Source organism: Streptomyces ochraceiscleroticus (assembly GCF_000720485.1).
GTDB lineage: Bacteria > Actinomycetota > Actinomycetes > Streptomycetales > Streptomycetaceae > Streptomyces > Streptomyces ochraceiscleroticus.
Genome location: NZ_JOAX01000051.1, coordinates 1 through 19456 on the forward strand (window position 1 = coordinate 1; position 19456 = coordinate 19456).

16 protein-coding genes and 1 riboswitch are annotated in these 19456 nt (G+C 69.8%); of the genes, 3 read left to right on the forward strand and 13 right to left on the reverse strand.

Annotation, left to right across the window (positions count from 1 at the left end):
* Positions 1-105: 105 nt before the first annotated feature.
* Positions 106-921, reverse strand: a complete 816-nt coding sequence (locus IG84_RS0136490) for a CPBP family intramembrane glutamic endopeptidase (RefSeq protein ID WP_031067512.1) — start codon at positions 919-921, stop codon at positions 106-108.
* A gap of 285 nt (positions 922-1206) precedes the next feature.
* The gene (locus IG84_RS0136500) at positions 1207-2709 is read right to left on the reverse strand and encodes a glutamate-cysteine ligase family protein (protein ID WP_031067515.1); all 1503 of its coding nucleotides are present in this window, start codon (positions 2707-2709) and stop codon (positions 1207-1209) included.
* A 534-nt stretch (positions 2710-3243) separates the two neighbouring features.
* On the opposite strand from IG84_RS0136500, the gene IG84_RS0136505 reads away from it, so the two are divergent.
* Positions 3244-3828 carry a hypothetical protein gene (locus IG84_RS0136505; RefSeq protein ID WP_031067517.1) on the forward strand — a complete coding sequence of 195 codons (585 nt, stop codon included), beginning with the start codon at positions 3244-3246 and terminating at the stop codon, positions 3826-3828.
* Between the two features lie 393 nt (positions 3829-4221).
* On the forward strand, positions 4222-4428 hold the full coding sequence (locus tag IG84_RS0136510) for a DUF5999 family protein (protein WP_030263889.1): 207 nt from the start codon (positions 4222-4224) through the stop codon (positions 4426-4428).
* Between the two features lie 116 nt (positions 4429-4544).
* On the opposite strand, the gene gcvP is transcribed toward IG84_RS0136510, so the two are convergent.
* Complete coding sequence (gene gcvP, locus IG84_RS0136515; protein ID WP_031067520.1) at positions 4545-7430, reverse strand: aminomethyl-transferring glycine dehydrogenase; 2886 nt, start codon at positions 7428-7430, stop codon at positions 4545-4547.
* Between the two features lie 188 nt (positions 7431-7618).
* A riboswitch (glycine riboswitch) is annotated at positions 7619-7716 on the reverse strand.
* Positions 7717-7778: 62 nt separating this feature from the next.
* Here gcvP and IG84_RS0136520 point away from each other — a divergent pair.
* Entirely contained in the window at positions 7779-8234 is a 456-nt protein-coding gene (locus IG84_RS0136520) for a PRC-barrel domain-containing protein (RefSeq protein ID WP_078649904.1), read from the forward strand.
* On the opposite strand, the gene IG84_RS0136525 is transcribed toward IG84_RS0136520, so the two are convergent.
* The 10 genes from IG84_RS0136525 to clsA form a co-directional block, all read right to left on the reverse strand.
* Positions 8123-9751 carry a DNA polymerase IV gene (locus IG84_RS0136525; RefSeq protein WP_063761933.1) on the reverse strand — a complete coding sequence of 543 codons (1629 nt, stop codon included), beginning with the start codon at positions 9749-9751 and terminating at the stop codon, positions 8123-8125. The genes IG84_RS0136520 and IG84_RS0136525 overlap by 112 nt on opposite strands.
* Before the next feature lie 159 nt (positions 9752-9910).
* On the reverse strand, positions 9911-10528 hold the full coding sequence (locus tag IG84_RS0136530) for a MerR family transcriptional regulator (RefSeq protein WP_031067527.1): 618 nt from the start codon (positions 10526-10528) through the stop codon (positions 9911-9913).
* Between the two features lie 219 nt (positions 10529-10747).
* On the reverse strand, positions 10748-11221 hold the full coding sequence (locus IG84_RS0136535; RefSeq protein ID WP_030263902.1) for a bifunctional nuclease family protein: 474 nt from the start codon (positions 11219-11221) through the stop codon (positions 10748-10750).
* A gap of 74 nt (positions 11222-11295) precedes the next feature.
* Positions 11296-12045, reverse strand: coding sequence for a transcriptional regulator FtsR (gene ftsR / locus IG84_RS0136540; RefSeq protein WP_031067531.1), 750 nt, complete (start codon positions 12043-12045; stop codon positions 11296-11298).
* Between the two features lie 17 nt (positions 12046-12062).
* Entirely contained in the window at positions 12063-12599 is a 537-nt protein-coding gene (locus tag IG84_RS42730; protein WP_030263908.1) for a double zinc ribbon and FHA domain-containing protein, read from the reverse strand.
* A gap of 439 nt (positions 12600-13038) precedes the next feature.
* Positions 13039-13965 (reverse strand): DUF881 domain-containing protein, encoded by a 927-nt coding sequence (locus IG84_RS0136550; RefSeq protein WP_078649909.1) that lies wholly within the window; start codon positions 13963-13965, stop codon positions 13039-13041.
* A 683-nt stretch (positions 13966-14648) separates the two neighbouring features.
* Positions 14649-14981, reverse strand: coding sequence for a small basic family protein (locus tag IG84_RS0136560; RefSeq protein ID WP_003984969.1), 333 nt, complete (start codon positions 14979-14981; stop codon positions 14649-14651).
* Complete coding sequence (locus tag IG84_RS0136565) at positions 14978-15895, reverse strand: DUF881 domain-containing protein (protein ID WP_037801398.1); 918 nt, start codon at positions 15893-15895, stop codon at positions 14978-14980. The genes IG84_RS0136560 and IG84_RS0136565 overlap by 4 nt, the downstream gene beginning before the upstream one ends.
* Positions 15896-15979: 84 nt before the next feature.
* Positions 15980-18475, reverse strand: a complete 2496-nt coding sequence (locus IG84_RS0136570; protein ID WP_031067544.1) for a mannose-1-phosphate guanyltransferase — start codon at positions 18473-18475, stop codon at positions 15980-15982.
* A 113-nt stretch (positions 18476-18588) separates the two neighbouring features.
* Positions 18589-19197: a cardiolipin synthase ClsA gene (gene clsA, locus IG84_RS0136575; protein ID WP_031067546.1), complete on the reverse strand. Its 609-nt coding sequence runs from the start codon at positions 19195-19197 to the stop codon at positions 18589-18591.
* Between the last annotated feature and the right edge of the window lie 259 nt (positions 19198-19456).

The window sequence follows — 19456 nt, forward strand, 5'->3', positions numbered from 1 at the left end:
TATTCGTCGGCAGCGTCAGATGTGTATAAGAGACAGGGGCGGGGGATTTTTTCTTGGCGGGCGGCCCGGGGGGGCTCCCCCTCCCCCACCCCACCTCCCCTCGCCTCACCCCGTAGGCAGCCACCCCACTCTCCCCGCCAGGAGGGCGTAGCCGGCGAACGCGATGATGTCGATGATGGCATGGGCGGCGACGAGTGGGGCGATTCGTCCACAGCGGCGGTAGATAAGTACGAAGAGTGCGCCCATCACCATGTTGCCGACGAAGCCGCCGATGCCCTGGTACAGGTGGTACGAGCCGCGGAGGACCGAGCTCGCCACGAGCGCGGCCATCGGTGACCAGCCCAACTGGCCGAGGCGGCGCAGCAGATAGCCGAGGACGATTACTTCTTCCAGTACGGCGTTCTGCAGCGCGGAGGCGATCAGTACCGGGAACTTCCACCACACCTCGGGAAGCGATTCCGGTACGACGGTGAGGTTGGCGCCGGCCGCCCTGGCCCCCAGGTAGAGCAGCAGCCCGCTGCCTCCGATGCCGGCCGCGACGACGAGTCCCCATCCGAGGTCGAAGCCGGGGCGCCGGCGGTCGAACCCGAGGGCGCGCAGACCGCCCGCGCGCTCCCTGAGCAGCAGATGGGCGACGAGTAGTACGGGTACTAGCGCGGTGGCGATCCCGAAGAGCTGCCAGGCGAGATCCAGCCAAGGTCGGCCGGGCGCCTGCGAGCTGTTGAGGTTCGCCGCCTGGTCCTTCAGGCCGCCGGGCTTGGTGAGGGACCCCGTGAAGCTGATGAGGGCGGATACCGCGCTGGCGCCGACGGAGAGCGCGAGGACGATCAGCGTCTCGCTTCTCAGGGTGCTGCGTGCGAGGCCGCCGGGCGGGCCCTCGTCGGGGAGAGATTCAGCTACGGGGTGCACTTCGGACTGCACGCCTGCCTCCAGTTCCGCGATCGCGCCGGTACGCCTCCACTGTCCCGCCAGGGTCTCGAACAGCAGGTACGAAGAGCGCGCGCGACAAGCCGAGGACGAGCGCCATCCGCGTGGAGGAGATCACAGCTTGCCCGAAGGGCCGGAGACCGTCAGCACGGGGGCCGCGCCCAGGACGGCCAGAAGTGAGGGCGCACGGCCGACCCCGTACGCCCCCATCTCACTCCCTTACGGCCCTCACCTGGAGCTTCACCTCAGGCAGGCCCCAATGACTACACGGCCCAATGACTACACAACCCCCTCCAACGGCCACTCATGCACCGGCCGTCCCTCATGCATCAGTTCGCTGTACCGCCGGGTCATCGCGGCCAGCGCCTCCTCGCGCTCCAGGCCGCCCTGCAGGGCGCGGTGGTAGGCGGCGGCCTGCCAGGAGGCGCCGTTGACGCGGCGCCGGCAGCGGGCCTCGATGACGCCGAGGTAGTGGTCCCGGTCGGCCGGCGCCACGCCCCATCCGTCCAGTCCGGCGGCGGCCATGGGCAGCAGCTCCTGGAGGACGAGGCGTACGGCGGGGATCTGGGCGATGCCACCGGAGCGGCCGGGGCGTGGCCACTGGAGGGCGGCGTCGATGCCGTAGCGGCAGGCGGTGTCGAAGTTCTCGGCGGCGGCGGCGAACGGCAGCCGGGTCCAGATGGGCCGGGGTTCATCGGCCAGGGCCCGTACGAGGCCGTAGTAGAAGGCGGCGTTGGCTATGACGTCGGTGACGGTGGGGCCGGCCGGCAGCACGCGGTTTTCGACGCGGAGGTGGGGGACGCCTTCGGTGACGGCGTACACGGGGCGGTTCCAGCGGTAGACCGTGCCGTTGTGCAGGACGAGTTCGGAGAGTTCCGGTACGCCGCCCTTCTCCAGTACGGCGAGCGGGTCCTCCTCGCCGCACATGGGGAGCAGCGGGGGGAAGTAGCGGACGTTCTCCTCGAAAAGGTCGTGGGCCGATTCGATCCAGCGTTCGCCGAACCAGGTGCGCGGGCGGACGCCCTGGCTCTGGAGTTCGGGCGGGCGGGTGTCGGTGGACTGCTGGAAGACGGGGGGCCGGGACTCGCGCCACAGTTCGCGGCCGAAGAGGAAGGGTGAGTTGGCGCCGATGGCGATCTGGACGGCGGTGAGTGCCTGGGCGGCGTTCCAGACGGCGGGGAAGCGATTCGGGGTGACCTGGAGGTGCAGTTGTACGGAGGTGCAGGCGGCTTCGGGGGCGATGGAGGGTGAGGTGGCGGTGAGCCGCTCCACCCCTTCGATGTCGATCTCGAAGTCCTCGCCGCGTGCGGCTCGCATCTCGTTGTTGAGGAGCATGTAGCGGTCGGCCTCGGAGAGGTTCGACGACACCAGGTCCTCGGGGGTCAGCGTGGGCAGAATGCCGATCATCACGATACGGGCTGCGACCTCGCGGGCCTTGCGGTCGGCATAGGCGAGGCCGGTGCGCAGTTCTTCGGCGAGCTGGTCCAGCACGCGCCCGGAGAGGCGGTGCGGCAGGATATTGACTTCAAGATTGAACTGGGCGAGCTCGGTCTGGAAATCCCTGCTGGCGATGCGTTCCAGCACCTCGGAGTTCATCATCCTGGGCATGCCGTCGGCGCTGGCAAGATTCAATTCTATCTCTAGGCCCATGAGGTTCTTCGGACGATCGAAGCGCTTCTCGTCCAGTAGCCTCGCCAAACTCTCCAGGCACTCGCCCAGCCTTCTTCGATAACGCTGCCGGTCGTCGTGGGCAATTCCACCGGCCGTGACCTTCTCCCCCATCGAAGCGTCCCTCCTGACGTGGCCGGCCCGCGGCCGCGGGCCCGTGCGGTCGATGATGCCCGGCAATCGGTTCGATAACGCCTCGGGGGGCCGGGTGCCCCCGATAGGCTGGGGAGCGCGAGCCGAATGGCACATTCCGAGGGCATACCGAGGGGGCTCGGGCCCCGCGCATTGGCCCTGTTCCAAAGCACGATGACATCAGGCCGACCGCGTCGCCGGGGTAATCCGAGGTCCGCAGACCGGCGGGGTGCATAATTGCATCGAAAACACCGTGGAGAACGGGCCGTAATACGACTTGCCAAAAATCTCCGTCAGCGGTAGTCGAAACAAGCACTGAACACCTGTCGTATAAACTTCGTGGACGAGGCAGAGAGTTGGCGCCCAGCTAGCGGGGCATTTCCGAGGCTGAGGCACAGCGGCTGACACCCCCGCCGGGCCATGGCCCCGGTCGGCCACGCTCTGCTCCCGCCTGCTGACAGCGCCGTCCGCACTTGCCCAGCACCACCGTGTCTCCCAAGTGAGAGGCGACCCACCATGCCGCTGCATGTACCCCCTGCTCCTGCTCCCGCCCTGCGCAGCGTCCTCACCGCCCTCGGTTCTCCTACCGCCGTACGTGAGGCCCCGACTCCCGCCCTCCGTGTCCACCAGGGGCCCCTGCGTCCCGAACGCCCCCTGCCCGTCCATGTACTCGATGACGTCTCCCGTCGCGGCACCCCGCGTACCCGCCTGACCGGCTGGCGATTCCTCATCCGCGGCGGCGAGCACGCGCTGGCCACGGCGGACGCCATGCTCACGCCGGACGGCTGGGCGTTCTCGCACTTCGGCGAGGGTCCGTACGTGTCCGCGATCGAACGAGCCCTGCACCAGGCCGAATCCGTGCCCACCGCGTACCAGCCACGGCTGCTGTCCGTGCCGGAGCTGTACATGCTCACGCTGTGGCTGCACGAGGACATCACGGCGGACGGTGCCGAAGGCTGCCCGGCGGCGGGGGACCTGCTGGTCCCACTCGCCCCGGCTCCTCCCGGCATCGCCGCCCACCGGCCGCACCGTGTCGCCGAGCTTCTGTCCCGTCTCACGCTCCGCCTCACGCCCGCGTCCCTTCTGGGCTCGCCGGCGTAGGGTCCCGGGACGCGGCGTCCCTCGAAGCGCCGTGTGCCGGATGGGTTCCCATTTGCCGGAGTGCGCCCCGCGGATCTCCTCGCCGCGGGGCGCACTGCTGTCCGCGCAAGCCGAGAGCAGGACTCCCCCGGCGCTCCCCCGAACGCACCGTTCCGCCGGGTGACTAGCCCACAATGACCAGTCGAGACCACCCAGAGGTGCGCTACGAGAAGCGGCAACCGCCCGCACGGGTGATGCGTCTTTATCCAGTAAGTACCGCTGCTGCGAAATCCCTGCGGAATCACGTCCGTAGGGCAACACTGGGAGCGAACTACCGAACGGGGGGCGGCCATGAACACTTCATCGAGCCGCAGGAAGACGTCCACCACCACACCGCAGCGAAAGACAGCATCCATGTGCCAGCACCAGCCACCGTGTCCGTCAGCAGAGTCCGCCGACCGGGAGGCCGCCCATCTCGTGGCGCACCACCCGGAGCAGGGCTGGAGCCTGTTGTGCAACGGCGTCCTCCTCTTCGAGGACACCGGTGAGCTCCTGCCGGACGGGCAGGTCATCGACCCGCACCGGCCGATGGGCACCGGGCAGGTCGTCACCGCAGCCTGACGCGGTGAGCGGGAAGTGCGAGCAGGGCCCCCGGCGGAGATCGCCGAGGGCCCTTTGACGTGCCGGGGACGCTTCAGGAAGCAGCGCCGTCAGCTCAGGAAGCGCGCCGGCCGCCGTCAGCCGTCGTAGTCCTCCAGCGGCGGGCAGGAGCAGACGAGATTGCGGTCGCCGAAGGCGCCGTCGATGCGGCGCACCGGCGGCCAGTACTTGGCCGCGGCGTCCACGCCGGCCGGGTGCACGGCTTCCTCACGGGTGTACGGGTGGGTCCACTCGCCGGTGAGGGAGGCGGCGGTGTGCGGGGCGTTGCGCAGCGGGTTGTCCTCCTTGTCCCACTCCCCCGTGCCGACCTTCTCGATCTCCGCGCGGATGGCGATCATCGCGTCGCAGAAACGGTCCAGTTCGGCGAGGTCCTCGCTCTCGGTCGGCTCGATCATGAGCGTGCCGGCCACGGGGAAGGACATCGTCGGCGCGTGGAAGCCGTAGTCGATCAGGCGCTTGGCGACGTCGTCGATGCTGACGCCGGTGGCCTTGGTCAGCGGCCGTACGTCGATGATGCATTCGTGCGCGACGAGGCCGCCGGGGCCGGTGTAGAGCACCGGGTAGTGCGGCTCCAGGCGCTTGGCGATGTAGTTCGCGGAGAGCACCGCGACCTGGGTGGCGCGCTTGAGGCCCTCGCCTCCCATGAGGCGGACGTACGCCCAGGAGATCGGCAGGATGCCGGCCGAGCCCCAGGGCGCGGCGGAGATCGGGCCGACGCCGGTCTCGGGGCCCGCGGTGGGCTGCAGCGGGTGGTTGGGGAGGTACGGCGCGAGGTGCGCGCGCACGCCCACCGGGCCGACGCCCGGACCGCCGCCGCCGTGCGGGATGCAGAAGGTCTTGTGCAGGTTCAGGTGCGAGACGTCGCCGCCGAACTTGCCCGGCTCGGCGACTCCGACCAGCGCGTTGAGGTTGGCGCCGTCGACGTAGACCTGGCCGCCCGCGTCGTGCACGGCCGCGCAGATCTGGGTGATGTGCTCCTCGAACACGCCGTGCGTGGACGGGTAGGTCACCATCAGGACGGCCAGCTCGTCACGGTACTGCTCGATCTTGGCGTGCAGGTCGTCGGCGTCGACCTCGCCGTCCTCGCCGGTCTTGACGACGACGACCTTCATGCCGGCCATCACGGCGCTGGCGGCGTTGGTGCCGTGCGCGGAGGACGGGATGAGGCAGACGGTGCGCTGCTCGTCGCCATTGGCGCGGTGGTACGCGCGGACCGCCAGCAGGCCCGCGAGCTCGCCCTGCGAACCGGCGTTGGGCTGCAAGGAGACCTTGTCGTAGCCGGTGACGAGGGCGAGGCGCTCCTCCAGCTCCTGGATGAGGGTGAGGTACCCCTGCGCCTGGTCGACCGGCGCGAAGGGGTGCAGCGCGCCGAACTGCGGCCAGGTCACCGGCTCCATCTCGGTGGTCGCGTTCAGCTTCATCGTGCAGGAGCCGAGCGGGATCATGCCGCGGTCCAGCGCGTAGTCCCGGTCGGCGAGCGTACGCAGGTAGCGCAGCATCGCGGTCTCGGAGCGGTACTGGTGGAAGACCGGATGGGCGAGGTAGTCGTCGCTGCGCAGCAGGGACTCGGGCAGCGCGTCGCCGGCGGCCGCGTCGAGCTGCTCGATGTCGCCCTGGACGCCGAAGGCGCCGAGGACGGCGGTGAGCTGGGCGCGCCCGGTGGTCTCGTCGCAGGCGATGCCGACCAGGTCGGCGTCGACGTGGCGGAGGTTGACGCCGGCCTCGCGGGCGGCGGCGACGATCTCGGCGGCGCGGCCGGGGACCCGAGCGGTGAGCGTGTCGAAGTACGTGCCGTGCAGCACCTCGATGCCGCCGGCGCGGAGGCCCTCGGCGAGGACGGTGGCGTAGCGGTGCGTACGGCGGGCGATGCCGGCCAGGCCCTCGGGGCCGTGGTAGACGGCGTACATGCCGGCCATGACGGCGAGGAGGACCTGCGCGGTGCAGATGTTGCTGGTGGCCTTCTCGCGGCGGATGTGCTGCTCACGGGTCTGCAGCGCCAGGCGGTACGCCTTGTTGCCGTCGGCGTCGACGGAGACGCCGACCAGGCGGCCGGGGAGGCTGCGGGCGAACTTCTCGCGGACGGCCATGAAGCCGGCGTGCGGGCCGCCGAAGCCCATCGGCACACCGAAGCGCTGCGTCGTGCCGACCGCGATGTCCGCGCCGAGCTCGCCGGGCGAAGTGAGCAGGGTCAGGGCCAGGAGGTCGGCGGCGACGGTCACGATCGCGCCAAGTTCGTGAGCCTGTTCGATGAGGGCGCGGGGGTCGCGGACCGCGCCGGAGGCGCCGGGGTACTGCAGCAGCACACCGAAGACGCCGCGCTCGGCGATCTCCGCGGGGATGCCGTCGCTCAGGTCGGCGACGACGACCTCGACGCCCGTGGGCTCGGCGCGGGTCTCTATGACGGCGACGGTCTGCGGCAGACAGTCGGCGTCGACGAGGAAGACGCCCTTCTTGACCTTGCCGACGCGGCGGGCGAGCGCCATGGCCTCGGCGGCCGCGGTGCCCTCGTCCAGCAGCGAGGCGCCCGAGGTGGGCAGCCCGGTGAGGTCGGCGACCATGGTCTGGAAGTTCAGCAGGGCCTCCAGGCGGCCCTGCGAGATCTCCGGCTGGTACGGGGTGTACGCGGTGTACCAGGCCGGGTTCTCCATGACGTTGCGCAGGATGACCGGCGGCGTGAACGTGCCGTAGTACCCCAGGCCGATCATGGAGGAGAGCACGCGGTTGCGGTCCGCGAGGCCCCGCAGCTCGTCCAGGACCTCCGCTTCGGTACGGCCCTGGGGCAGGTCCAGCGCCTCGGCGCTCTTGATCACGTCGGGGACGGCGGCCGCGGTCAGCTCATCCAGCGAGCCGAAGCCGATGTGCGCGAGCATCTTCGCCTGGGCCGCCTGGTCGGGGCCGATGTGGCGCTGCTCGAAGGGGGTGCCGCGCTCCAGCTCGGTCAACGAGATGCGGTTGGTGGTCATCTGCGGGGGCCTCCTGGTCTCTGGGACCTACGAGGGGCACCACGGCGCTGGTGCCCGGACGGCCTCCCCCTCTGTCATCTCAACCTGAGAGCTTCACCGGAACGCACGCAGCGTCCGGTTTTCACCGTCGGTGAGGAGGGGCTCCGGCACTGCGCTGGTCCGTGGCCCGCCCTGCTTTCCAGAGTGATCTCGTCCGCGCGGTACGTGTGCCTGAGAGATTCCGGGGAGGAGTTGCTCCTTCGGCGCCTCCGGCCCGGGGGTCGGAGAGCTCTCCCGCACGGGGTCATCGATCGCTGACCAGCCTACCAGCGTGACTGCTCGGCATCCCTCGAGTGGCCAGGGTGGGAAATGTGCCGTTTCGTAGGGTGCACAGGGCAGTTCCGGCAGGTAGGAGGAACAGTGCAGACCGATATCGATCCCCGCAGTCTGATCGGCCGCAAGGCGTTCGACCGGCACGGCACCAAGATCGGCACCGTCGACGAGGTGTACCTGGACGACGCCACCGGCGAGCCGGAGTGGGCGGCGGTCCGAACGGGGCTTTTCAGCCGGGACGCGTTCGTGCCGCTGGAGCCGAGCCGGCTGGTCGACGACGCGCTGCACGTGCCGTACGAGCGGAAGCTGATCAAGGACGCGCCGGACTTCGGAGTGGGCCGCCACCTTTCGCCCGAGCAGGAACTGCAGCTCTACCACCACTACCGGCTGGATATCTCCGCCACGGACGCGGAGCTCGCCGGGGAGGACACGGTCGGCCGCCCGGCCGCCGACCGGGACTTCGGCCGGATAGCGGGCTCGCCGGAGGACTGAGCGGCAGGCGGAGACGGCTCCGCGGCTGTCGCAGCTGAGGCTGTCGGCGGGGGCGGATCCGCGGCCATCGGCCGGCGCGGTTCCTCGGCTATGGGCGGGTGTGCGCTCTCATCGGCCACCGTCTCACCGGCCACCGGCAAAACGTCCGGACCGCCGCCCACCAGAGGCAGCGCCTCCCCCGGCGTCAGCGCCGGGTCGTCCACCAGGAACGTCCGCACCCGTCCCGGCGCGGACCAGGGCTGCTCGAACCGCACGGTGACCCGCCCCAGGCCGCTTCCCTGGGCCCATCCGGGGCCGTACTCGGCATGGACCACATCCAGGCCCGGCAGCCACTTCCTGGGCCGCTCAGCGGCCTCCTCAGCCTCTTCTGTCCCACTGTCTCCTGTCGCCCCGTCCGCCGCTCTGGCCTCCTCGACGAGTCTGGCCTCCTCGGCCGCCCGCTCCGTCGCCACCTGCGCGAAGAGGTCCTCCTGCGTGAAGTCGGCGAGGCCGGTCACCCCCACGCCCAGCAGCCGCACCCCACCCGTCGTGTCGATCAGGTCCAGCAGCCGCCCCGCCGCCTCCCGCACCACCGCGGGGTCGTCCGTCGGCCCCCGCTGCGTCTCGGACCGGGTCAGCGTCGAGAAGTCATAGTTGCGCACCTTCAGCACGACCGTACGGCCCGAGCGTCCGGCCGCGCGCAGCCGCTGCACGCACCGGTCCGCCAGCCGCATCACCTCGGCGCGCACCCTCGTACGGTCGGTGAGGTCCACCTCGAAGGTGTCCTCGACGGAGATCGACTTGGCGTCCCGCTCCGCGACCACGGGCCGATCGTCCCGGCCGAGCGCCATCGCGTACAGCCCCGTGCCGTGCGCCCGCCCCAGCAGCCGTACCAGCTCCGCCTCGCCGGCCTCGGCGGTCTCCGCGACCGTATGGATCCCGGCCTTGCGCAACGCCTCGGCCGTGGCCGGGCCGACGCCCGGCAGCGTCCGCACGGTCATCGGCCCGAGCAGCTCGCGCTCGGTGCCCGGCTCGATCAGCACCAGGCCGTCCGGCTTGGCCTGCTCGGACGCGATCTTCGCGAGCATCTTGGCGCCCGCGAGACCCACCGAGCCGGTCAGTCCCGTGACCGCCAGGATGTCGCGGCGCAGCCGCTCCCCCACGGCACGGGCCGATACGGCGTCGTCGGCGACCCCGCCGGCCTCCAGGTCCACGAACGCCTCGTCCAGGCTCAGCGGCTCCACCAGGGGCGACAGCTCGTGCAGCAGCCCCATGACCTTTTCGCTCACCTGGCGGTAGACGTGGAAGCGAGGCGTGAGGTACGCGGCGTTGGGGCAGAGGCGGCGGGCCTGGGCCGTGGGCATGGCCGAGCGGACGCCGAAGACGCGGGCCTCGTACGACGCGGTGGAGACGACGCCGCGCCCGCCGATGCCGCCCACCACCACGGGCTTCCCGCGCAGGCTGGGCTTGGCCGCCTGCTCGGCGGCCGCGAAGAACGCATCCATGTCCAGATGCAGGATCGTCGGCGCACGTCTCACGTCACTGATGGTGCCGTACGCCACTGACAATCGGCCGCGCGGCGGGCCGGGACCGCTCCGGCAGGAGCCGTACGCCGGCTTCCGCGCCCCGCGTCGTACCGTGCTCCTGCACGGGCTCCGTACTGCGCGTCCGACCCCGCCTCGTACCGCCCGGGCGTTCTAGACCGCGCGGTTCCGCCGACGGGCCAGCTCGTCGTGGGGATTGTGGCCGATGAGGGTCTCCCCGGTGTCCACACGCTCTCCGTGCAACTGGGACAGCCCGGCCTCCACGTCCCGCCAGACCACGCCGACGGCGATGCCGAAGACGCCCTGACCCCCCTGGAGCAGATCGACGACCTCGTCGGGCGAGGTGCACTCGTACACCGTCGCGCCATCGCTCATCAGCGTCATCTGGGCCAGATCGGACAGTTCGCGGGAGGCGAGGTGCTGCACGGCCGTGCGGATGTTCTGCAGCGAGACGCCGGTGTCCAGCAGCCGCTTGACGATCTTCAGGACGACGACGTCCCGGAAGCTGTAGAGCCGCTGGGTGCCCGAGCCGTACGCCGGCCGCACGCTGGGCTCGACCAGGCCCGTACGCGCCCAGTAGTCCAGCTGCCGGTAAGTGATCCCTGCGGCGGCACATGCCGTCGGCCCTCGGTATCCGACCGTGTCGCTGCCCGGGCCGGCCGGCTTCCCGGCGGCCTGTGCCGGGGCACGGTTTACCGGGGCACGATTCGCCGCGCCAGTGTGAAGCGGCAATGCCCCTCCCGCCGCCGTACCGTCGCCGGTGATTGCCACGCCGACCTCCGTCCTTCACGTCCCGGACGGGACCTGCCTTATCGACGGTATGCAGTCACTCGGGGTGCGTCAACGATCGCCGCGCTCGCCACGCCGAGTGATAATCACCCTACGAGTGGTTTCACGTGACTTTATGCGGGGAATGTCTGGTGGGTTGTGCGCCGGGCGTGCTGTCGTGCGCCCCGCTCGCTCCCTGGCGGCGCGGCGCCCGCTGCGGCCTTACTGGCTGTTGGTGCCGAAGTCCTCGGGCGAGATCTGATCGAGGAACTCGCGGAACTTCTCCACCTCGTCCTCCTGCTCATCCGGGATCGCGATGCCGGCATCGTCCAGCACCCCGTCGGTCCCGTAGATCGGCGTACCCGTACGCAGCGCCAGCGCTATGGCGTCGGACGGGCGGGCGCTGACCTCCACGCCACTGGCGAAGACCAGCTCGGCGTAGAAGACACCTTCCCGCAGGTCCGTGATGCGTACCTGGGACAGCTCCTGGCCCACCGCCTCCAGCACGTCCTTGAACAGGTCGTGCGTCAGCGGCCTGGCAGGGGCCATGCCCTGCTGGGCGAAGGCGATGGCGGTCGCCTCGCCGGGCCCGATCCAAATGGGCAAGTAGCGGTCGCCCCCCACCTCGCGCAACAGCACGATTGGTTGGTTGGAAGGCATTTCCACCCGGACACCCACGACGTCGAGCTCGTTCACACAGCAACCCTAGGACGTGCCCGGCCGGTTTGGGTAGTCGGGCACCCCCTCGGCGGGGGTGACCGCACCCAAGGTCACGGCAGCCGGACGTGGAGGGCGGCCTGGACCAAGGCCGCATGAAGTCGTACGGAGAGCGTGGCCAGCTCCCTGGCCGTGGCCTCCGCATGGGCCCTGGTCTGCGGGTTGCGATGCCGCTTCAGCGGCGCCACGACCTGCTCGATCAGGCCCGCCTCGCGCTCCGCCGCGGCCTTCACCGCCCGCAGATGACGCGCTTCCAGGCCGAAGCGGCCGAGCTCGGCGACGAGCTTGGCGACCGCCACGGCTTCGATGCCGTACCCGCCGTCGGACGCCGGGGCGAGCAGACCGTACGCCTCCCAGTCCGCGAGCTCGGACTCGTCCACCTCAGTGGCGGCCAGCAGCTCGTCGCGGCCGATCCGGGCGGCCGTCGGATGCTCACCGGACGGATCCTGTACACCGTCCAGGAACTCCTTGGGCGGCGAGGCGGGCGCCGGGAGCTGCACGTCCTCACCGCGCGCCACGGCGTCCAGGTGCTCTCGGATCACCTTCAGCGGCAGGTAGTGGTCGCGCTGCATCCGCAGCACGCCCGCCAGCCGCTCGACGTCCTCCGTGCTGAACTTGCGGTACCCGGACGGCGTACGCTGCGGCTCGACCAGGCCCTCGGACTCCAGGAAGCGGATCTTGGAGATCGTGACCTCGGGGAATTCGTCGCGCAGCAGACTGAGCACCGTACCGATGCTCACCAGCTCGCCGCCCGCGGCGGCGGTGCCGGAGGAACCGGCACCGCCGGACGGTGTGTGGTGCATGTGCCTTCCCTGGCCGGTCAGATGCCGACGCCCCGCTGGCTCGCGTAGAAGACCAGGCGGAACTTGCCGATCTGCACCTCGTCGCCGTTCGCCAGCGGAACGGAGTCGATCCGCTCGCGGTTGACGTAGGTGCCGTTCAGGCTGCCGACGTCGGTGACGGTGAAGCCGCCGTCCTGGCCGCGGCGGAACTCCACATGGCTGCGGGAGACCGTCACGTCGTCCAGGAAGATGTCACTCTGCGGATGGCGGCCGGCCGTGGTCAGCTCACCGTCCAGCAGGAAGCGGCTGCCGGAATTGGGGCCCCGGCGGACGACGAGGAGCGCGGAGCCGAGCGGCAGCGCGTCCACGGCGGCCTGGGCCTCGGGGGACAGCGAAGGCATCGGGGTCTGCCCCGTCGTCTCCGCGTCATACGCCTCGATACCCGAAATGGAGATGGTCGAGGTCGTCTCGGAGGGACGCTCGGCCTGCCCACCGGCGCGCAGCGGCGCGCCGCAGTTGGAGCAGAACCGGCTCGCCTCGGCATTGCGGTGCCCGCACCTCGTACAAACCGGCAAGGCGGACCCTCCACCCGTAGCGGCTGATGGTTCCTGGAAACCTATGGGGCCGGACGCGGCAGGGTCAACAGAACCGGGCTGCTGACCACCGGAAGTACCACCGGCCGGGCCGGCCACCTCGTCACGGAAGAGCGGGCGCTCCTCATTGGACGCCGGCTCACCTGACTGCCGTGGCGCGGCGTGCCGCGCAGAGGCGTTGGCGCCTTCCTTGCGGTCACTCTTGCCGAACAGCTTCGCAAAAAAACTCACGGGCGATTCCCCTTGAACGAAACAGACCCGCCCGTGGGGCAGGACGAACCCTCGATGCACACACCGGCCGATCCGGACATCCATTCAACGTCCGCGGCCTTCACACAGTTTCCACCACGCACCACTTGTGCGGTGCGTCGACCCCCGGCTACCTCATGCCCCGTCGCACGCCTCGCCATACGTTCCCGCCTCACTGCGACGACGACCGCGCGTAGTCGGGCCGTTCCGCCTTGCGCAAGGCGTTCACGACGATCTTGTCCTGACGGGTCACAGACACCGTGGCCTGCTCCTTCTCCAATGTCTGAACCACTCCGCCGGGGATGTTCAGGGCCGGCTCGAGGTCCTCGGGCTTGCCGATGACCTTGAATCGGAACGGCTGCACGACCCGCTTCCCGTCGATCTCCACGCCGCCCCGCACATCCGAGACGTAGGTGTTCGCCACGACACGGACGTCGTTGACCTGAATGGCCTCAGCGCCGGCCGCGCGCAGCTCCTGGATCGTGTCCAGAAGCTTGTCCGCCTCGACGGAGCGCGACGGGTCGTCGATCGTGAGCGCGATGCCGGGCCCCTCGGCCGCCACCGTACCGGCCAGCACCCCGAGCTGCTGTTCTTTTTCCACCGTCTGCTTACGGGCCTCCTCGGCCTGGTCCGAGCTGTTCTCCAGCTCGGTCTTCTGGCCTTCCAACCGCCGTTGCTCGTCTTCCAGGCGCTGCGAGCGGTCGTCGAGCTCGTCAAGGATGCGCACCAGGTCCTCCTGGCGCGCTCCGCGCAGCGCACTGCTGTCACTGGTGGAACGTACCTGAATAGCGAGCCCCAGCCCGAGAATGAACAGCAGTACCGCGGCAATCAATTGAGCCCGGTTCAGCCGCGGCGGCCACAGACCGGCTTTCAGCCGCTCCCGGCCGGTGAGCTGGGGCGCGCCTTCGGGGTCCGGCCGCGCCGCGGACGGCTGACCGGACGCGGGAGCCGGCCCGGGCCCTACGGGGCCGCGCTGCTCCGCCCCGGATGCCGCTGCGGCTGCGGGACGGCCGCCCTGAGGCCCTGCCGACGCGCCACCAGGACGGCCTTGCTGCGGCCCCCGGGGAGGCGCGCCGGGCCCCTGCCGCTCGGGCGGCATGGGCAGCCGCCCAGCGGGCCCAGGGCGGCCGCCGGGGGCTTGCGGACGCCGCTGCCCGGGCCCTTGCCCAGAGCCTTGCACGGGTCCCTGCGGACGCCCCCGTACGGGACCGTGCGCACCATGGGGGCCGGCCTGGCCGCCCCCTTGAGGGCGAGCCTGCGGCCCTCCTTGCGGGCGGCCCTGTACCGGGTGCTGCGGGCGCCCCTGAGGGCCGCCCTGCCCTTCTACGGAGCGCGGCGGGCGTCCTTGGGCAGGGCCCTGCAGGGGGCCTTGCAGACGGCCGGGGCCGGGACGCTGCGTACGGCCTTCGCCGGGCTCCCCCTTCGGGGCCTGCGCGGCCGTCCCCTGAGGGGCGTCCGCCTCGTCCGACCTGCGCGTCACCGGCTTCTCGGGCGTTCCGGTGCGCTCACTCTTCTCGGGCTTACCGGATGTCTCGGGCGTCTTGGGCGTTTCGCGGCGCTCCGGGACATCGTCACCCTTCGGAGTGTCGCGCCCTTCTGACGGCTCGCCACTTCCCGGCACCCCGGGACGTTTCTGCGCCGCACCGCCCTCAGCAGACGCGGTCTCATCGCGCCCGGCCGTCCGGCCGCTCTCGGGCGACTCGGCGCGCTCCTGCGAGTCCTCGCGCCCCTTCGCCTCATCACGCTCGTTGTGCTCGTCGTGCTCGTCGGATGCCATTGGTCTCACGCCCTGAACACGTGCCGGCGAATCGCGGCGGCGTTGGAGAAGATGCGGATGCCGAGCACTACGACCACACCGGTGGAGAGTTGGGCACCCACGCCCAGCTTGTCCCCGAGGAAGACGATGAGTGCGGCGACAACCACATTGGACAGGAAGGAGACGACAAAGACCTTGTCGTCGAAAATGCCGTCCAGCATCGCCCTCAGACCGCCGAACACGGCGTCCAGCGCCGCGACGACAGCGATCGGCAGGTAGGGCTCGACCACCGTCGGCACCACGGGGCGGACGACAAGTCCGACCACGACTCCCACGATGAGGCCCAGTACGGCGATCACGATGTGCCCTTCCCTGTGTCGGTGCCGCCCGGCTGCGCGGCACCGGTCTTCGGCTGTGCGGTACGTACGATCAAGCTCGGCGCGGGCGGCAGCGTGAGGTCACCCTCGGTGGAAATCCTGGTGCGGACGCCGTAGTTCTGCTGCAGCACATGCAGGTACTGGCCGTCGGCGCTGTCCTGGAACGTGGTGCTCAGCCGCTGCCCGTCCCCCACCGCCAGCACCGTATACGGAGGCGCCAGCGGTTTGTTGTCGACCAGTATGGCGTCTCCCGCCGCCCTGATCGCCGAGAGGGACGTGAGGCGCTGCCCATTGACGGAGATGGCCTCGGCCCCGGACGCCCACAGGCCGTTGACCACCCGTTGCATGTCCCGGTCGCGCACCCGCCCGGTATCGGAGAAGCCGGTGCTCTCGCGGGGACCGCCACTGCCGGTCTCCGCCTCCTTGGCATCGTCCACGACGAGCTTCACCCCGGGCCCGGTGACCTGCGTGGAGCCGGACAGCAGCGCCAGCAGGTCGGCCCGTTCGCCGTCGCTCTTCTTGAGCGCCCTGCGCTGCATGTCGCCGACGTCCTCACGGAGCGAGTCGACGTGCTGCTGCAGCTTGTCGGCCTTGTCGGTGCCCTGGTCGATCCGGGCGATGAGCTCCTCGCGCTCCTTCGCCATGGTCGGTGCTGATATCCGCGCCTGCGCTGCGCCCACGGTGACGACCACCGCGGCGAGGACCAGCCCGGCCGCGAGGCCCAACTTGGCCCGCAGCGTACGGGGCAGGCCCCCGGCCGTCGCCGCCTTACGGGCCGCCGCTTCGGCGTACCCGTCATCGAGGCTGTGCTCCATGACATTGGTCAGCAGCGACATGGAGGCATCGGGGCGCGGAGCGTATCCGGGGCTGCTCCGTTCGGGGTGCTGCTGCGACATGCCGCACATCGTCGCACGTCGGCGGCGCGGTCACCCAATGGCCCCACCGGCGCGCCGAATCGGACGCGCCGGTGGGGACTCGGGTCAGCGGCCCGCGCTGTCCACGACGGACGCCCACTCGTCCAGAAGCTGCTGCGCGGAGGCGTCGTCCGGGCCCTCCGCCCACAGGTGGGTGACCGCCTCGGCCGGGTCGGGCAGCACCAGTACCCAGCGCCCGTCGGCCTCCACGACCCGCACGCCGTCCGTGGTGTCCACGGAGCGGTCGCCGGCCGCCTCCACCACATGCCGCATGACGAGACCCTTGACCGCCCAGGGGGTCGCCAGGTCGCGCTTGAGGACGTGGGCACGCGGGATGCGCGCGTCGATCTGGCTCAGCGTGAGCTGCGTACGGGCCACCAGGCCGATCAGCCGGACGAACGCGGCCGAGCCGTCGAAGACGCTCGCGAACTCCGGGATGATGAAGCCGCCCCGGCCATCGCCACCGAAGATCGTGTCGTCCGCCCTGCCGACCCGGGTCAGGTCGTCGGGCGAGGTGGTCGTCCACTCCACCTGCGTACCGTGGTATGCCGCCACCTGCTCCGCGATACGGGTGGTGGTCACGGGCAGCGCCACCCGCCCGCTGCGCCGCTCGGCGGCCACGAGGTCCAGCATGACCAACAGAGCGCGGTCGTCCTCGATGATCCGCCCCCGCTCGTCAACGAGGGACAGCCGCTCGCCCACCGGGTCGAAGCGCACCCCGAAGGCCGCGCGCGCCGACGCGACGATCTCCCCGAGCCGTACGAGGCCGGACCGCCGCGCGTCCTCGGTCTCCGTAGGCCGCGACTCGTCGAGACCGGGGTTGATCGTCAGGGAGTCCACCCCGAGGCGACCCAGCAGGCTCGGCAGCACCAGGCCGGCGCTGCCGTTCGAAGCGTCCACGACGACCTTGAGGCCGGCCTCCGCGATCCCCGTCGTGTCCACGGACCGCAGCAGCGAACCCGTGTACGAGTCGAAGACGCTGGACGGGAAGTGCAGATCACCGATCTCACCGGGGAACGCGCGACGGTACTCCTGGCGCGCGTACACCCGGTCGAGCTTGCGCTGCCCGCCCTGCGAGAGATCCGCGCCCCGCTCGTCGAAGAACATGATGTCCACGGAGTCCGGCACACCAGGCGTCGTACGGACCATGATGCCGCCGGCGCTGCCCCTGGCGGTCTGCTGACGGGCCACCGGCAGCGGCACGTTCTCGAGGTCGCGTACGTCGATGGCGCTCGCCTGCAGCGCCGAGATCACCGCGCGCTTCAGCGCCCGGGCACCCCGTGAGTGGTCCCGCGCCGTGGTGACCGAGGAACCTTTCTTCAGGGTCGTCGCATACGCGCCCGCGAGCCGCACCGCCAGCTCGGGCGTGATCTCCACGTTCAGAATTCCGGAAACGCCGCGGGCGCCGAAAAGGTGCGCCTGGCCGCGGGACTCCCAGATCACCGAGGTGTTGACGAACGCGCCCGCTTCGATCGTCTTGAACGGATAGACGCGGACATTCCCCTGAACAATCGATTCCTCACCGATGAGGCACTCATCGCCGATGACGGCGCCGTCCTCGATCCGGGCCGCCCGCATCACGTCGGTGTTCTTCCCGATCACGCAGCCGCGGAGGTTGCACTGCTCCCCGATGTACACGTTGTCGTGCACCACCGCCTTGTGCAGGAACGCGCCGCTCTTCACGACGACATTCGAGCCGACGACGGTGTGCTCGCGCAGCTCTACGCCCGCCTCGACCTTCGCGTAGTCGCCGATGTAGAGCGGGCCGCGCAATACGGCGTCCGGGTGAACCTCGGCGCCCTCGGCCACCCACACACCCGGGGACATCTCGAAGCCGTCGATATCGACATCGACTTTTCCCTCGAGGACGTCGGCCTGGGCCTTTACATAACTCTCGTGTGTACCGACATCCTCCCAGTAGCCCTCGGCGACATAGCCGTAGATCGGCTTGCCCTCCTTCATGAGCTGCGGGAAGACATCGCCGGACCAGTCCACCGGAACGTCCGGTTCAACGTAGTCGAAGACCTCCGGCTCCATGACGTAAATACCCGTGTTCACCGTGTCGGAGAAAACCTGACCCCAGGTCGGCTTTTCCAGGAAACGCTCGACCTGACCGTCCTCGTCGACAATCGTGATACCAAACTCCAGCGGATTCGGGACCCGCGTCAGACAGACGGTGACGAGGGCGCCCTTCTCCTTGTGGAAACGGATCAGGTCGGTCAGGTCGAAGTCGGTGAGGGCATCGCCCGAGATCACCAGGAAGGCATCGTCCTTGAGCGCCTCCTCAGCGTTCTTCACGCTGCCGGCGGTGCCAAGGGGCTTTTCCTCATTGGCGTACGTGAGCTCCATGCCGAGCTCTTCACCGTCGCCGAAATAGTTTTTCACCAGCGAGGCCAGGAATTGGACCGTCACTACGGTCTCGCTGAGGCCATGCCGTTTCAACAGCCGCAGCACGTGCTCCATGATCGGCCTGTTTGCCACCGGAAGCAGCGGCTTGGGCATGCTCGAAGTCATGGGCCGAAGGCGTGTGCCTTCACCGCCCGCCATCACAACGGCCTTCATGTCGGAAGCGTCCTCCTCGAAGAGACGACGATCTAGCCGACTTCGCCCGCCCAGATGGCCCACTTCTCTCGCGTTGGGCACCCGGCCATCGCACGGCTGCCGGTTCGGCGAGCTCAGTCGGCCGCGGCGTCCGCCTTGATGATGCGGCGGACCTGAACCACGTAGAGGATTCCTGCCCACCAGTAGAGCGTTGTACCCCATCCGGCGAACGCCCATCCGAAAATAGCAGCGAGCGTATGCAGCCAGCCACTTCCGTCACTGAGAAGCAGCAAGGGGAACGCATACATCAAGTTGAACGTGGCCGCCTTGCCCAGGAAGTTCACCTGGGGCGGCCCGTACCGGTACCGGCTGAGCCAGCCCACCGCGATCAGCAGCATCAGCTCTCGGGCCAGCAACGCGATCGTCATCCACAGCGGCAGGATCTCCCGCCAGGTCAGGCCGACCAGCGTAGACAGTATGTACAGCCGGTCGGCCGCTGGATCGAGAATGCGCCCCAGGCTGCTGATCTGATTCCAGCGGCGCGCGAGCTTGCCGTCCAGGTAGTCACTGACGCCACTCAGAGCCAGCACCAGCAGTGCCCAGCCGTCAGCCTTGGGACCACCGAATTCAGGCCACAGAATCAGCCACAGGAACACGGGTACGCCGACCAGGCGAGCCATGCTCAGAATGTTGGGGATGGTGAGGACGCGATCAGTCTGGATCCGCGTCTCCTGAACCTCCACCCGTGTGCCTCCTGTGGGGAACGTAGCGACGATGCCCCATGACTTTACCTGCCCGGTTCGTCCCCATGTACCGCGGGCCCCGTATCGGCCGCCGCCAGGCCGGCGATGAAGCCCCACCATGTCCGGAAACAAACGCTGGCCGGCAGCCAGGCACACCGAAAACAAAAAAGCTCCGGTCCCTGAACCAGAAGGTTCAGGGACCGGAGCTGAAGAATTGTTCGGCGGCGTCCTACTCTCCCACAGGGTCCCCCCTGCAGTA

Bases quoted from the DNA above. Each gene is read 5' to 3' on its own strand.
- IG84_RS0136500 (WP_031067515.1), bottom strand. From the start codon at position 2,709: ATGGGGGAGAAGGTCACGGCCGGTGGAATTGCCCACGACGACCGGCAG.
- IG84_RS0136505 (WP_031067517.1), top strand. From the start codon at position 3,244: ATGCCGCTGCATGTACCCCCTGCTCCTGCTCCCGCCCTGCGCAGCGTC.
- IG84_RS0136510 (WP_030263889.1), top strand. From the start codon at position 4,222: ATGTGCCAGCACCAGCCACCGTGTCCGTCAGCAGAGTCCGCCGACCGG.
- gcvP (WP_031067520.1), bottom strand. From the start codon at position 7,430: ATGACCACCAACCGCATCTCGTTGACCGAGCTGGAGCGCGGCACCCCC.
- IG84_RS0136520 (WP_078649904.1), top strand. From the start codon at position 7,779: ATGTGCCGTTTCGTAGGGTGCACAGGGCAGTTCCGGCAGGTAGGAGGA.
- ftsR (WP_031067531.1), bottom strand. From the start codon at position 12,045: ATGCACCACACACCGTCCGGCGGTGCCGGTTCCTCCGGCACCGCCGCC.
- IG84_RS0136550 (WP_078649909.1), bottom strand. From the start codon at position 13,965: ATGCCGCCCGAGCGGCAGGGGCCCGGCGCGCCTCCCCGGGGGCCGCAG.
- IG84_RS0136565 (WP_037801398.1), bottom strand. From the start codon at position 15,895: ATGTCGCAGCAGCACCCCGAACGGAGCAGCCCCGGATACGCTCCGCGC.
- IG84_RS0136570 (WP_031067544.1), bottom strand. From the start codon at position 18,475: ATGAAGGCCGTTGTGATGGCGGGCGGTGAAGGCACACGCCTTCGGCCC.